Below are 13,921 nucleotides of genomic sequence, written 5' to 3' on the forward strand. Positions count from 1 at the left end.
TCGGACCGCTTCAAGTGCCCAGGCACGGCACAGGAGTTCGGCACCGCACCGGGGGAGGCTCCCATCAGCAGCACCACTGGCGACATCCTGAGCCCGCTGGGACCGCAGGACCCGAGAGAGACCGCCGGATACCACCTGCACGCCCGTATCGGCGAGGGCGGCATGGGCACGGTCTACCTGTCGCACACCCGCGGCGGCCAGCCCGTCGCCCTGAAGGTCATCCGCCGCGAGTACGGCCAGGACGCCGACTTCCGCCGCCGCTTCGAGCAGGAGGTCCAGGCGGCCAGGCGCGTGCAGGGCTACCACATCGTCCCGGTCGTCGACCACGACACCACCGGCGAACTCCCCTGGCTGGCCTCCGCGTTCATCGCGGGCATCCCCCTGCACGACGCCCTGGTCGGCTTCGGGCCGCTGCCCCTGCCCGCCGTGTTCCAGCTCGTCGGCTGCGCGGCCCGTGCCCTGACCTCCATCCACGCGGCCGGCGTCATCCACCGCGACCTCAAGCCCAGCAACATCCTGCTGGGCTCCCAGGGCCCGTACGTGATCGACTTCGGCATCGCCCGCGCCGCCGACGCCACCCATCTGACCCAGTCCGGCGGCCTGATCGGCACCCCGCAGTACATGTCGCCGGAGCACGCCCTCGGCGAGCAGGTCACCCCGGCCACCGACGTCTTCTCGCTGGGCCTGATCGCCGCCGTCGCGGCCACCGGACGCCACCCGTACGGCGACGGCGGCGCCATCACCATCGCCGCGCAGATCGCCAACACCGCCCAGCGGCCACCGCGGCTCGACGGGTACGACGAGCGGTTGCGCCCCCTGCTGGAGCGCTGCCTGACCGCCGACCCGGCCGCCCGCACCGGCACCGAGGAACTGGCCGCGCTCTGCCAGGAGTCGGCGGGCCGCGGCCTCAGCGACTTCACCGGCTGGCTCCCGGCCCCGCTCACCGCCGAGATCGCCCGCCGCGAGCAGTCGGTCCAGACCCCGACGCAGCCGTCGACGCCCCAGATGCCGGCCGCTCCCCCGGCCGCCGCTCCGACGACGGCCCCGGCGGCCCCGCCCCACGCCCCGGCGGCCCACGCCCAGGGCACCACGCAGGGCGCGCCCCAGCAGGCCCCGGCACCGCCGCCGACCGGCTTCGGCCCGGCACCCCAGGGCCCGGCACCCACTCCCGGCTACGGCTACCCGCCCCCGGCCACGGACACCTACAACCTCACCCCGCAGGGCACCGCCCCGGCCCCGGCCCCGGCGCCGCCCAAAAAGAGCCGCCGCGGCCTCAAGGCGGCCCTGATCGCCCTGGTGTTCCTCGTCGTGGCCGGATCGGGCGCGGCAGCCGCGGTGTACGTGCTCGGCGGGAAGGACGACGCCAACTCCTCGGCGAACGGCACCAAGGACACCGGCGGAGGCGGCACCAAGGACGACACGAAGGACGACAAGGCCACCGCGGCACCGAGCCCGACCGAGTCCGACACCGGCTCCGGAGGCCAGGACACCCAGGACGACGGCACCGACCCCACCGGGTCCACCACCGACGTGCCCGCGAACGCCACGTACACGGTGCTCTTCGAGGACAAGACGCTGAACGTGCTGAGCCCCGTCAGTCTGGCGAACACCTATGTGGACTTCGACGTCCCCAAGGTCGACCCGTCCAACTACATGTCCGTCGACGTACAGGAGTTCTCCGCCAGCTCCACGGATCTCACGTTCACCCGGCCCATGGGCAAGGCCGCCGGCACCACGCCCGAGGAGTGCCTGGCGGGCGCGGAGCAGAACCCGTTCACCCAGACGCTGAGCGGTGATGTCATCAACCGGGACGACCAGATCGTCAAGGGCGACCACCTCTGCACGGTCACCGGCGAAGGAAACCTCGCGATGTGGACGATCACCGAGGTCGAGGCCCCCAGCGACGTGGACTACCTGCCCAACCTGAAGGGCACGATCACCGTCTGGGAGATCGCGCGCTGACGGCACGGCACGGTACGACGGGAAGGGGGCGCCCCACCGCTGTGGGGCGCCCCCTTCCCGTCGTACCGCCTACGCGTGGCTGCGCAGCAGCGTCCTCATCGTCCGCATCGCCACCGACAGGTTGGCGAGGTCGAACGCGTCGGAGGTCTGGATCTCCTCCAGGGTCGTGCGCGCCCGGCCGAGCAGTGCCGCGTTCTTCTGTTCCCACACCTTGAAGCGCTGCTCGGGGGTGGAGGAGCCGTTGCCCGCGGAGAGGACCTCGGCGGTGAGGGACGCGTGGGCCGCGTACAGGTCCTCACGGATCGCCGCGCGGGCCATGGACTGCCAGCGGTCGGCACGCGGCAGCTCGATGATGCGGTCCATCAGCTGGGTGATGCTCAGCCGGTCGGCGAGGTCGTAGTACACCTCGGCGACCTCCATCGGCGCCCGGCCGACCCGGTCCGCGACGGCGACGATGTCGAGCGTCGGGAAGGCCGAGGAGAAGCCCGCGACCCGCGTGGCCAGCTCCTCCGGGACCCCCGCGCCCGTCAGCTCGTCGTAGATCTCCTGGTACCACTCCAGGTCCGCGCCGCGCAGCAGCTTGGGCAGCTCGCCCCAGACCAGATGGACGCCCTCGGAGAAGAACGCGATGGTCTCGCTGAGCTGGAGCGGCTGCGGCCGGTTGTTGAGCAGCCAGCGCGTGCCGCGCTCGACGAGGCGGCGGGAGTGCAGCCGGATCCGGGTCTGGACGGCCGCGTCGACCGTGTTGTCCAGGCCCTCGACGGCGTCCCACACCTCGCCCGACCCGAAGATCGCGCGGGACGCGGTCTGCGCCCGGACGATCTCCTCCAGCGAGGCCCCGGTCTCCTCCCGCAGCCGGTGCAGGAAGCTCGTACCGCCCGTGTTGACCGTGTCGTTGACCAGCAGGGTCGTGATGATCTCGCGGCTCAGCGGGTGGCTGTCGATGTGCTCGGGGAACCGCTCGCCCAGCGCGGCCGGGAAGTACGCGTGCAGCAGCTTGCGCAGGTAGGCGTCGTCGGGCAGCTCGGTGTGCAGCAGTTCCTCGGCGACGGTGATCTTCGTGTAGGCGAGGAGGACGGCCGTCTCGGGGCCGGTGAGGCCCTGCCCGGTGTTGAGGCGCTCGCGGATCTGCCGGTCGGTGGGCAGGAATTCGAGCGCCCGGTCGAGGTGGCCCTCCCTGACGAGGTGGCGCATGAAGCGCTGCTGGGCGTGGAGCATGTCCGGGGACTGGGCGAGGGCGTTGGCGATCGCCGTGTTCTGCGAGTAGTTGTTGCGCAGGACGAGGTGGCCGACCTCGTCGGTCATCTCGGCGAGCAGCTTGTTGCGCTGCTTGACCGTCATGTCGCCGTCGCGGACCAGGCCGTTGAGCAGGATCTTGATGTTCACCTCGTGGTCGGAGGTGTCCACGCCCGCGCTGTTGTCGATGGCGTCGGTGTTGACCCGCCCGCCGGTCTGCGCGAACTCGATCCGGCCCAGCTGGGTCAGGCCGAGGTTGCCGCCCTCGCCGACGACCTGGACCCTGAGGTCCCGCCCGTCGACCCGGATGGCGTCGTTGGCCTTGTCGCCGACGTCTGCGTGCGACTCGGTCGAGGCCTTCACGTACGTGCCGATGCCGCCGTTCCACAGCAGGTCGACCGGCGCCTTGAGGATCGCCTTCATCAGGTCGGCCGGGGTCATCTTGGCGACCTTGTCCTCGATGCCGAGGACGTCCCGGATGTGGCCGTTGATCGGGATCGCCTTGGCGGTGCGCGGGAAGACGCCGCCGCCGGTGGAGATCAGATCGGTGTCGTAGTCGGCCCAGCTGGAGCGGGGCAGCTCGAAGACCCGGCGGCGCTCGGCGTAGGAGGTGGCCGCGTCGGGGCTGGGGTCGATGAAGATGTGCCGGTGGTCGAAGGCGGCGACGAGGCGGATGTGCTCGCTGAGCAGCATGCCGTTGCCGAACACGTCACCGGACATGTCACCGATGCCGACGACCGTGAAGTCCTCGGACTGCGTGTCGACGCCCACGTCCCGGAAGTGCCGCTTGACCGACTCCCAGGCTCCGCGGGCGGTGATACCCATGCCCTTGTGGTCGTAGCCGGCCGAGCCGCCGGAGGCGAAGGCGTCCCCGAGCCAGAAGTTGTAGCTCTCGGCGACCTGGTTGGCGATGTCGGAGAAGGTCGCGGTGCCCTTGTCGGCGGCGACGACGAGATAGGTGTCGTCCTCGTCGTGCCGGACGACGTCCGACGGCGGGACGACCTCGCCCGCGACCATGTTGTCGGTGATGTCGAGCAGCGCGGAGATGAAGGTCTTGTAGCTGCGGATGCCCTCGGCGAGCCAGGCGTCCCGGTCCACCGACGGGTCGGGCAGCTGCTTGGCGACGAAGCCGCCCTTGGCGCCGACGGGCACGATGACGGTGTTCTTGACCATCTGCGCCTTGACCAGGCCCAGGATCTCGGTGCGGAAGTCCTCGCGCCGGTCCGACCAGCGCAGCCCGCCGCGGGCGACCTTGCCGAACCTGAGGTGCACGCCCTCGACGCGCGGCGAGTACACCCAGATCTCGTACGCCGGACGCGGGGCCGGCAGATCGGGGATGGCCTGCGGGTCGAACTTCATGGAGACGTAGTCGTGCGGCCTGCCGCCGGCCGCCTCCTGGAAGAAGTTGGTGCGCAGCGTCGCCTTGATGACGGTCAGGAACGACCGCAGGATGCGGTCCTCGTCGAGGCTCGCCACCTGGTCGAGCGCCGCGTCGACCTCTTCGAGGAGCGCGTCGACGATCTCCCGCCCGGCCCGCTGCCGGTCCGGCGACATCCGCGCCTCGAACAGCGATACGAGCAACCGGGTGGTGTGGACGTTGTTGCGGAGGGTGTCCTCCATGTAGTCCTGGCTGAACGTGGACCCGGCCTGCCGCAGGTACTTGGCGTACGCGCGCAGCACCATGGCCTGCCGCCAGGTCAGGCCCGCGCTCAGCACGAGCGCGTTGAACCCGTCGTTCTCGGCCTGCCCGGTCCAGGTGGCGGCGAAGGCCTCCTGCACCCGCTCCCGGGCGTCGTCCCCGGCGTAGTCCACGCTGCCGGCCTGCTGCCTCGGCATCCGCAGCCCGAAGTCGTAGATCCACGCGGTCGTCCGGTCCGCGCAGCGCAGTTCGTACGGCCGCTCGTCGATGACCTCGACGCCGATGCGGTTGAGGACGGGCAGCACCGCGGAGAGCGAGACCGAGCCGCCCTTGCGGTAGATCTTGAACCGGCGCTCGTCGGGCGCGGCGCCCACCGGCTCGTACAGGCTCAGCTCGAAGTCCTCGTCCTGGTCGAGCGCTTCGAGGCGGACGAGGTCCGCGACGGCCGAGCGGGGGTTGTGGTCGGCCTTGTACCCCTCGGGGATCGCGTTGCCGTACTTGCGCAGCATCTCGGCGGCGCGTTCCTCGCCGACCTCGGCGTTGAGCGCCTCGGCGAACCCGTCCGACCAGGAGCGGGCGGCCTCGACGAGCTTGGCCTCCAGGCGTTCCTTGTCGGCGTCGCTGAGGTGCGGCAGTTCGGTGCCGGGCTGGACGCGGACCACGAAGTGCAGCCGGGAGAGGATCGACTCGGTGTTCCAGGCGGTGAAGTCGACGCTGATGCCGTTCAGTTCCTCCTTCAGGATGTCGATGATCCTGAGGCGTACGCCGGTGGTGTAGCGGTCGCGCGGGAGGTAGACGAGGGCGGAGTAGTAGCGCCCGTACTCGTCCTGGCGCAGGTAGAGCCGCAGCCGCCGGCGCTCCTGGAGGTAGAGCACGGAGGTGACGATGGAGCGCAGCTCGTCGGCCGAGGTCTGGAACAGTTCGTCGCGCGGGTAGGTCTCCAGGATCTGGAGGAGGTCGCGCCCGTCGTGGCTGTTGGGCGAGAATCCGGCGCCCCGCAGGACGTCCTCGACCTTGCGGCGGACGACGGGCACCCGGCGCACGGACTCGGTGTAGGCGGCGGAGGAGAACAGTCCGAGGAAGCGCCGCTCACCGATCACGTTCCCCTCGGCGTCGAACTTCTTCACGCCCACGTAGTCGAGGTAGGACGGCCGGTGGACGGTGGCGCGGCTGTTGGCCTTCGTCAGGACGAGGATCTTGTGCTCACGGGCCTTGGCGCGGGCGTCGGCGGGCAGCCGCTCGAAGGAGGAGCTGACGGGGTGCTGGTCCTGCCCGGCGTGCTGCGGGTCGGAGCGCAGGATGCCGAGCCCGGTGCCGGCGACGGCGGCGAGGGAGTCGTCCTCGCGCAGCTCGTACTCCCGGAACCCGAGGAAGGTGAAGTGGTCGTCGGCGAGCCAGCGCAGCAGCTCGCGGGCCTCCTCCACCTCCTCTCCGCGCAGGTCGTCGGCGGTGTGCTCGGCGGGCAGCCCGTCGGCGATCCGGACCGCCGCCTCCCGCATCTTCTCCCAGTCCTCGACGGCCTCGCGGACGTCGGACAGGACGCGCAGCAGGTCGTTGTTGATCTGCTTGAGGTCCGCCCGGTCGGTCTCGCGGTCGATCTCGACGTGGATCCAGGACTCGATGTGCGCGTCGTGCGGCAGCGCCTCGCCGGCGGCCACGGCCGCGGCCGCCGCGGCGACGGCGGCCGGCTCGATGATCAGCTCGACGAGCTTGCCGGTGACGTCCCGTCGGACGACGACCTGGGGGTGGATGACGACATGGATGCCGCGCCCCTGCCGTGACAGCTCGTTGGTCACGGAGTCGACGAGGAAGGGCATGTCGTCGGTGACGACCTCGACGACGGAGTGGCTGCAGGTCCAGCCGTTCTCCTCGACGGTCGGGGTGTGCACCCGTACGTTGGCCGTGCCCTGGGGGCGGTTCTCGGCCAGTCGGTAGTGGGAGTGGGCGGCTCCGAAGACGTCGACCGGGTCACGGCCGCTCAGGTCCTCCGGGGCGGTGTGCAGGTAGTAGCGCTGGAGGAACGCGAGCACGGTGTCGTGGTCCGGGATGTCGGACAGGCTCTCGCTCGTCTTCCCAGTCGGTAGATACCCCCCGACCGGGCTGTTCTCAGCTACCCGGGCGGCCCGTTCGAGCAGCTCGGCCTTGGCTTCGTCCAGCTTGGTCTGCATTGTCCTCTGGCTCCTGTCGCGCGCCGTTGCGTGACGTAGAAGGAAGTACGAACTCGTGCCCTCCGACGCGCCACCACGACACGGGGTGTCCGGTCTGCTTCGACGCTATGCCGCAGGGTGAGACGAGCGGGGGGTAATCAGCCATTCTCGGTACCCGACAGGGATGTGACGCTGCTCTCGGCATCGCGCCGTCCGTGGGTGTACCCGGCGTCCCGGGAGCCCTGGTGGCTCCCTCCCGCCCGCGAGGACCAGCGACCGCCGCCCGGACACGGATGTCGTCCGTGCTCACCGGGCGCAGGGCAGGGACGACGAGGTCCCCGCGAACTATCGCGCTGATCACGCCACAAGGCTATCCCTCCGGACGGGGGGCACGTCATGAGCCGTATGTGTACAAAACAGGGGGTCGAACTTTGACGTTCTGCACAGTACCCATCGCGCACTTTTGAGCTTACCTCCGCGCAACCGAGCTTATACGCGCTTTCGTCGCACCCTGAAGCCGCACACCCCCTTGGCAGATCTTCACCCCGGATGCACGTTGCCCAGGAGGCCATAGCCTGACGAAGAAGCCCTGCGGTACCGAGGGGAGCCCACCATGACGGCCAAGATCCTGATCGTGACCGGCGACGCGGCGGAGTCGCTGGAGGTCCTGTACCCCTACCAACGCCTCCGCGAGGAGGGGTACGAGGTCCACATCGCGGCCCCGAGCCGCAAGAAGCTCCGGTTCGTCGTCCACGACTTCGAAGTGGGATACGACACCTACACCGAGAAGCCCGGCTACTCCTGGCCCGCCGACCTGGCCTTCTCCGAGGTCGACCCCGGTCAGTACGTCGCCGTCGTCGTCCCCGGCGGGCGGGCCCCCGAGTACCTCCGCAACGACCCCGAGCTGCGCAAGATCCTCAAGTCCTTCTTCGACACCGACAAGCCGGTCGCCCAGATCTGCCACGGCCCGCTGCTCACCGCCGCCGTGGACGCCCTGAGCGGCCGCCGCGTCACCGCCTACCCGGCGCTCGAACTCGACATGCAGGCCGCCGGCGCCACCTTCCAGGACGCCGAGACCGTCGTCGACGGCACCCTGGTCTCCGCCCGCGCCTGGCCGGACCACTCCGGCTGGATGCGGGAGTTCCTGACGGTGCTGCGGGCGAAGGCACCGGTGACGTGAGAGGGCGGGGCCGGGGACGCGGGCGCCGGGCCGACCGCTACGCGGCCAGCCGCCCGGCCTCCTCGACGGCCTCCTCCAGGGTGTCAACGACAGGTACCCCGACCCACTCCAGGCTGGCCCTGCTGTGGGAACCCCCGGTGTAGAGCACGGCCTGCGCACCCACGTGCCGGGCGGCGACGGCGTCGTCGGCGGCGTCCCCGATCACGACGGTCCGTCTCGGCTCCACGCCCACGAGCCGGCGCAGGTGGCGCACCATGTGCTCGGCCTTGCTGCCTCCGGAGGGTCCGGTGCGCCCGTCGACCCGGACGAAGTGCGGCTCGATCCCGAAGCCCCGGACCAGCGGGACCAGTTCCTCGTGCACGTACATGCTGAGGATCGACTGGCTGCGGCCCGCCGAGAGCCACTCGGTGAGCAGCCCCGGCACCCCCTCGGTCAGCCCGCAGGCGACCCGGTGCTCCGCGTAGTACCGGTGGAAGACCACGTCCATGGCCTCCCACTCCTCGTCCGAGGGCAGCCGCCCGATCAGCCGCTCGTAGAACTTCGGCACCGGCACGCAGTACAGCTCCCGGTACCGCTCCAGCGTGATCGGCTCGATCCCCAACTCGGCGAACGCCGCGTTGGTCGCCCCGATGATCGCCTCGTTGTCGTTCAACAAGGTCCCGTTCCAGTCCCAGACGATGTGCGCCCCGACTCCGTTCATCCCCATATCCAAAAACTACCCTTCGCCGCCGACAACGCATTCCCACCACCCACAAGGACCGCCACCGGCCGAGCGACACACGGCGACGCCGCCGCCATCACAGCCGACAGCCGCGCTCGGTGCCACCGTTGCCCGCCTGCGCACAGGCACGCCCCGCTCGGCGGCCGACCCGCTGAACGCCGCCGCCATCCACCGCCGACAACCGCGCTCGATGCCACTCCCGCCCACCTGCGCACAGGCACGCCCCGCTCGGCGGCCGGCCCGCTGGACGCCGCCGCCATCGCTGCCACTGTTGCCCACCTGCGCACCGCCACGCGCCCTCGGCGCCGGTCCCCCGGCCACCCCCACACGCTGCGGGCAATCGTGCCGCCAGGGGCGGCACGGGTGGGCGCAGCGGCGCCCGGCAAGCGCCGGTCAGCGAAACCGCCCCCCGCCCAGCCTCAGCAAGGGGCGCCGCACACCGACCCCACCGAGAACACCGGACCGCACCCGGGCGAGGGTGCTCGTGCCACCCACCGGCGCCCCGGTCCACAGCGGCGGCCGGATCAGCCCCCCAACCCCACGAGGTTCGGGATCTCCTGCGTCGCGTACCAGAGCAGCTCGTGATCGTCCGCCCCGTCCACGATGAACTGCGCGTCGTCGTCCCCCTGATCCGCCGCCCCCAACGCGTCCGCGGCCTCCCCGACCTCCTCCTCGGCCTCGGCCGAGTCGACGTGCACCGCCGCGGCCTTGCTCAACGGCACGGGCCCGGCCACCCGCACCTCCCCGAGCGCCACCGGATCGAGCCCCCGGTCGGGATCGGCCACCGCGTCCCGGTCGGCCACGTCCACCGCGACGACGACCCGCCGCCGCGCGGCCCCCGGATCCACGGCCACCAGCCGCAACGACGCGAGCGCCGCCCGGTTCAGCGCCGCGTACTCCAGCTCCTCGATGTCGTCGGAGAGATACCACTCCCGCAGAGCCGGGGTGACGGCGTACGCGACGAACGCCCCCTCCCCCAGCTCACCCGTCTTGTACGCCTCGGCGAGCCCGGGAAGGGTCAGGGGGACGTAGACGCGCATGGCTGGCCGCTTTCGTAGTCGTGATCTCGGAGCGCCCCGGAGCCTTTCGGCGGGACGGTCCGACGGTCCGTTGCGGAACGGTCCGACGATCCGTTCCCGCGATGCGTCCCGGCTCGCCGCGAAGGCCCCGCGAAGCCTCCGGAGGGCCTTCAGGATACGTGCGGGCGTCCCCTTTCGAGCGCCCGCCCAGCCCTCCGGAGGCGTCCACCCGGGGCCCGCCACCTCACCCGGTACATCCCCGCCCCGCCGGGCCCGAACCCCTCCCCGTCACCCTGATAGGTGAACCTTCCCGGGCCCCCGCCGACAGCCCCCGCTTCCTTGCCACGGCCCCCTCCGGCCTCGTACAAGATCCCCATCGCCAAGTTACCGACTGGTACCCGGCGGCCTCACCGACGAACGGGGATTTCCGATGAACAAGGTCATGACCAGGACCAGGCGCACCCCCGGCCCCCGCCCGCCCGTCCGCCACGACACCCGCCGCCCGGGCCGCACCCCGGCCCGCACGACCCCGGGAGACGGCCGCCCGTCGGCGCCCCGCTCAGCGGCACCCGCGCTCCCGCATCCGGCCCGCACGGCCCCCGCGGAGGCCCTCGCCGGACCCGTCCACCCCCACCCCCGCCCCACCGACCGCTTCGCCGACCTCCTCCTCGCCGTACTGAGCGGCCGCCGCCCGGTCCACAGCATGCTGCGCCACACCGCGGGACGGGCCTACGACGAACTGGCCTGGCTGGCCGAGCACGGCACCCTGCGCGTCCCCCACGGCGCGCACCCCGTCGTCCGTGACATCGGCTACTACGTGGCCGCCCCGGGCGCCCTGGAGGTCTTCGCCCGGATCGACGCGGGCGACCGTCTGCGCGCCATGGCCTTCCGCCTGGAACACGGCCCCGATCACCGCTGGCGCTGCACGGCGGTGGAACTCGGCGGCCCGAGGCTCCCCCACCCGGACGACGAGGACTGAACGGCGGCCACGACACCGGGCGGCCACGACACTCGGCGGCGGCGCTCCCGAATCGCGGCCGCCACGCACGAAGGGCCGGGCACCCGAAGATGCCCGGCCCTCACGGACTCACAGCCTCACCGCCCACGTCCCACCGCGCGCCCAGCGCGGCGGTGTCGGGGCCCGCGCCCCCTACTTCTTGCGGCGGCGGCTGGTCTTCCCCTGCTGCTTGCGACGCTCCGCGCGGGTGAGACCGTCCGCCTCGGAGCGGATGGGCTCGTCCTCGGGGAGGTCGCCCTCCACGATGCCGCCCTCGCCGTCGACGGTGGGCGCGGAGAAGTGCAGCCGGTCCCGGCGCTGCGGGGCCTCCAGCCCCTTGGCGCGGATCTCCGGCCGGGACGCACCCGCCTGGGCCGGCACGGCGTCGCTCTTGTCCAGGGACGGCTTGGAGTCCTCGACCGGGACCTCCTCGACCTGCTGCTCGACCTGGACCTCCAGGTTGAACAGGTAGCCGACGGACTCCTCCTTGATGCCCTCCATCATGGCGGTGAACATGTCGAAGCCCTCGCGCTGGTACTCCACCAGCGGGTCCTTCTGCGCCATCGCGCGCAGGCCGATGCCCTCCTGGAGGTAGTCCATCTCGTAGAGGTGCTCGCGCCACTTGCGGTCCAGCACCGACAGAACCACCCGGCGCTCCAGCTCACGCATGATCTCGGAGCCGAGCTGCTCCTCGCGTGCCCGGTACTGCTCGGTGATGTCGTCCTTGATCGACTCGCCGATGAACTCGGCGGTCAGCCCGGCCCGGTCCCCGGCGGCCTCCTCCAGCTCCTCGACGGTGACCTTCACCGGGTAGAGCTGCTTGAAGGCGCCCCACAGCCGGTCGAGGTCCCACTCCTCGGCGAAGCCCTCGGCGGTCTCGGCGGTGATGTACGCGTCGATGGTGTCGTCCATGAAGTGCTGGATCTGCTCCTGCAGGTCCTCGCCCTCCAGGACGCGGCGCCGCTCGCCGTAGATGACCTCGCGCTGCCGGTTGAGGACCTCGTCGTACTTGAGGACGTTCTTCCGGGTCTCGAAGTTCTGCTGCTCGACCTGCGACTGGGCGGAGGCGATCGCGCGGGTGACCATCTTGTTCTCGATCGGGACGTCGTCCGGCACGTTCGCCATGGACATCACGCGCTCGACCATCTGGGCCTTGAAGAGTCTCATCAGGTCGTCGCCCAGCGACAGGTAGAACCGGGACTCGCCGGGGTCGCCCTGACGGCCGGAACGGCCGCGCAGCTGGTTGTCGATACGCCGGGACTCGTGCCGCTCGGTGCCGAGGACGTAGAGCCCGCCGAGCTCCTTGACCTCCTCGAACTCCGTCTTGACCGCTTCCTCGGCCTTGGCGAGGGCCTCGGGCAGGGCGTGCGCCCACTCCTCGATGTGCTCCTCGGGGTCGAGGCCGCGCTGGCGCAGCTCCGCCTCGGCGAGGTCGTCGGGGTTGCCGCCGAGCTTGATGTCCGTACCGCGGCCGGCCATGTTCGTGGCCACGGTGACGGCGCCCTTGCGGCCGGCCTGGGCGACGATCGTCGCCTCCCGGTCGTGCTGCTTGGCGTTGAGCACCTCGTGCTGGACGCCCCGCTTGCTCAGCTGCTGGGACAGGTACTCGGACTTCTCGACCGACGTCGTACCGACGAGGATCGGCTGGCCCTTCTCGTGCTTCTCGACGATGTCGTCGACCACCGCCTCGAACTTCGCGACCTCGGTGCGGTAGATCAGGTCGGACTGGTCCTTGCGGACCATCGGCCGGTTGGTCGGGATCGGGACGACACCGAGCTTGTAGATCTGGTGGAACTCGGCGGCCTCGGTCATCGCCGTACCGGTCATGCCGGACAGACCGGGCTGTTCCTTGCCGTTGTGGTCGTGGCGCTTGTAGAGGCGGAAGAAGTTCTGCAGGGTGATCGTGGCGAGTGTCTGGTTCTCGTCCTTGATGTCCACCCCTTCCTTCGCCTCGATCGCCTGGTGCATGCCCTCGTTGTAGCGGCGGCCGGCGAGGATACGGCCGGTGTGCTCGTCGACGATCATGACTTCGCCGTCCATGACGACGTAGTCCTTGTCCTTCTTGAAGAGCTCCTTGGCCTTGATGGCGTTGTTCAGGTAGCCCACCAGAGGGGTGTTCACCGACTCGTAGAGGTTGTCGATGCCCAGCCAGTCCTCGACCTTGCCGACACCGGCCTCGTGGATGGCGACCGTGCGCTTCTTCTCGTCGACCTCGTAGTCGCCGGTCTCCTCGATGCCCTTGAGGGGGTTGCCGGGCTCGCCCTTCTTCAGGCGCGTGACCAGCTTGGCGAAGTCGCCGTACCACTTGGTGGCCTGGTCGGCCGGGCCGGAGATGATCAGCGGCGTACGGGCCTCGTCGACAAGGATGGAGTCGACCTCGTCGACGATCGCGAAGTTGTGGCCGCGCTGGACGAGCTCGTCCTTGGACCACGCCATGTTGTCGCGGAGGTAGTCGAAGCCGAACTCGTTGTTCGTGCCGTAGGTGATGTCGCACGCGTACTGCTCGCGTCGCTGGGCCGGCGTCATGTTGGCGAGGATGCAGCCGACGCTCAGACCCAGGAACTTGTGGACGCGGCCCATCATCTCGGAGTCGCGCTCGGCCAGGTAGTCGTTGACCGTGATCAGGTGGACGCCTTCGCCGGACAGCGCGTTCAGATACGCGGGCAGCGTGCCGACGAGGGTCTTGCCCTCGCCGGTCTTCATCTCGGCGACATAGCCGAGGTGGAGGGCGGCGCCGCCCATGATCTGCACGTCGTAGGGCCGCTGGCCGAGGGCGCGCTTGGCGCCCTCGCGGACGGTGGCGAACGCCTCGGGGAGCAGGTCGTCGAGGCTCTCACCGTCGGCGTACCGCTGCTTGTACTCCTCGGTGAGGGCGCGCAGCTCGGCGTCGGAGAGGTCGACGAAGTCCTCTTCGATGGAGTTGACCTGGTCCGCGATGCGGTGCAGCTTGCGCAGGATTTTGCCTTCGCCTGCACGCATGATCTTCGAGAGGACGGACACGGGGGTTTGTCTCCTTGCCG

Annotated in this window: 7 protein-coding genes; 3 read left to right on the plus strand and 4 right to left on the minus strand. The window is 70.6% G+C overall.

Annotated features, from left to right (window positions below; all coding sequences use genetic code 11):
• The first annotated feature begins 162 nt into the window (after nucleotides 1–162).
• On the plus strand, nucleotides 163–1,962 hold the full coding sequence (locus H4687_RS19105; RefSeq protein WP_050399265.1) for a serine/threonine-protein kinase: 1,800 nt from the start codon (nucleotides 163–165) through the stop codon (nucleotides 1,960–1,962).
• A gap of 69 nt (nucleotides 1,963–2,031) precedes the next feature.
• Here the strand turns inward: H4687_RS19105 and H4687_RS19110 are convergent, their stop codons facing one another.
• The gene (locus H4687_RS19110) at nucleotides 2,032–7,005 is read right to left on the minus strand and encodes an NAD-glutamate dehydrogenase (RefSeq protein ID WP_046916377.1); all 4,974 of its coding nucleotides are present in this window, start codon (nucleotides 7,003–7,005) and stop codon (nucleotides 2,032–2,034) included.
• A 592-nt stretch (nucleotides 7,006–7,597) separates the two neighbouring features.
• Between H4687_RS19110 and H4687_RS19115 the strand changes: the two genes are divergently transcribed.
• Nucleotides 7,598–8,164: a DJ-1/PfpI family protein gene (locus H4687_RS19115; protein WP_046916378.1), complete on the plus strand. Its 567-nt coding sequence runs from the start codon at nucleotides 7,598–7,600 to the stop codon at nucleotides 8,162–8,164.
• Nucleotides 8,165–8,201: 37 nt separating this feature from the next.
• On the opposite strand, the gene H4687_RS19120 is transcribed toward H4687_RS19115, so the two are convergent.
• Both H4687_RS19120 and H4687_RS19125 read right to left on the minus strand, forming a co-directional pair.
• Entirely contained in the window at nucleotides 8,202–8,870 is a 669-nt protein-coding gene (locus H4687_RS19120) for an HAD family hydrolase (RefSeq protein ID WP_005486872.1), read from the minus strand.
• 539 nt (nucleotides 8,871–9,409) lie between these two features.
• Nucleotides 9,410–9,925, minus strand: coding sequence for a DUF6912 family protein (locus tag H4687_RS19125; protein ID WP_005486873.1), 516 nt, complete (start codon nucleotides 9,923–9,925; stop codon nucleotides 9,410–9,412).
• 409 nt (nucleotides 9,926–10,334) lie between these two features.
• Between H4687_RS19125 and H4687_RS19130 the strand changes: the two genes are divergently transcribed.
• Entirely contained in the window at nucleotides 10,335–10,883 is a 549-nt protein-coding gene (locus tag H4687_RS19130) for an Rv3235 family protein (RefSeq protein ID WP_050399266.1), read from the plus strand.
• Nucleotides 10,884–11,054: 171 nt separating this feature from the next.
• Here H4687_RS19130 and secA read toward each other — a convergent pair whose 3' ends face one another.
• Complete coding sequence (gene secA, locus H4687_RS19135; protein ID WP_046917245.1) at nucleotides 11,055–13,901, minus strand: preprotein translocase subunit SecA; 2,847 nt, start codon at nucleotides 13,899–13,901, stop codon at nucleotides 11,055–11,057.
• Nucleotides 13,902–13,921 lie beyond the last annotated feature (20 nt).

The sequence above is a fragment of the Streptomyces stelliscabiei genome (assembly GCF_014873495.1).
GTDB classification, from domain to species: Bacteria; Actinomycetota; Actinomycetes; order Streptomycetales; family Streptomycetaceae; genus Streptomyces; species Streptomyces bottropensis.

Coding starts and splice junctions, on each gene's coding strand:
- H4687_RS19120 (WP_005486872.1), bottom strand. CDS start 8,870: ATGGGGATGAACGGAGTCGGGGCGCACATCGTCTGGGACTGGAACGGG.
- H4687_RS19110 (WP_046916377.1), bottom strand. CDS start 7,005: ATGCAGACCAAGCTGGACGAAGCCAAGGCCGAGCTGCTCGAACGGGCC.
- H4687_RS19115 (WP_046916378.1), top strand. CDS start 7,598: ATGACGGCCAAGATCCTGATCGTGACCGGCGACGCGGCGGAGTCGCTG.
- H4687_RS19125 (WP_005486873.1), bottom strand. CDS start 9,925: ATGCGCGTCTACGTCCCCCTGACCCTTCCCGGGCTCGCCGAGGCGTAC.
- H4687_RS19105 (WP_050399265.1), top strand. CDS start 163: ATGGGCACGGTCTACCTGTCGCACACCCGCGGCGGCCAGCCCGTCGCC.
- H4687_RS19130 (WP_050399266.1), top strand. CDS start 10,335: ATGAACAAGGTCATGACCAGGACCAGGCGCACCCCCGGCCCCCGCCCG.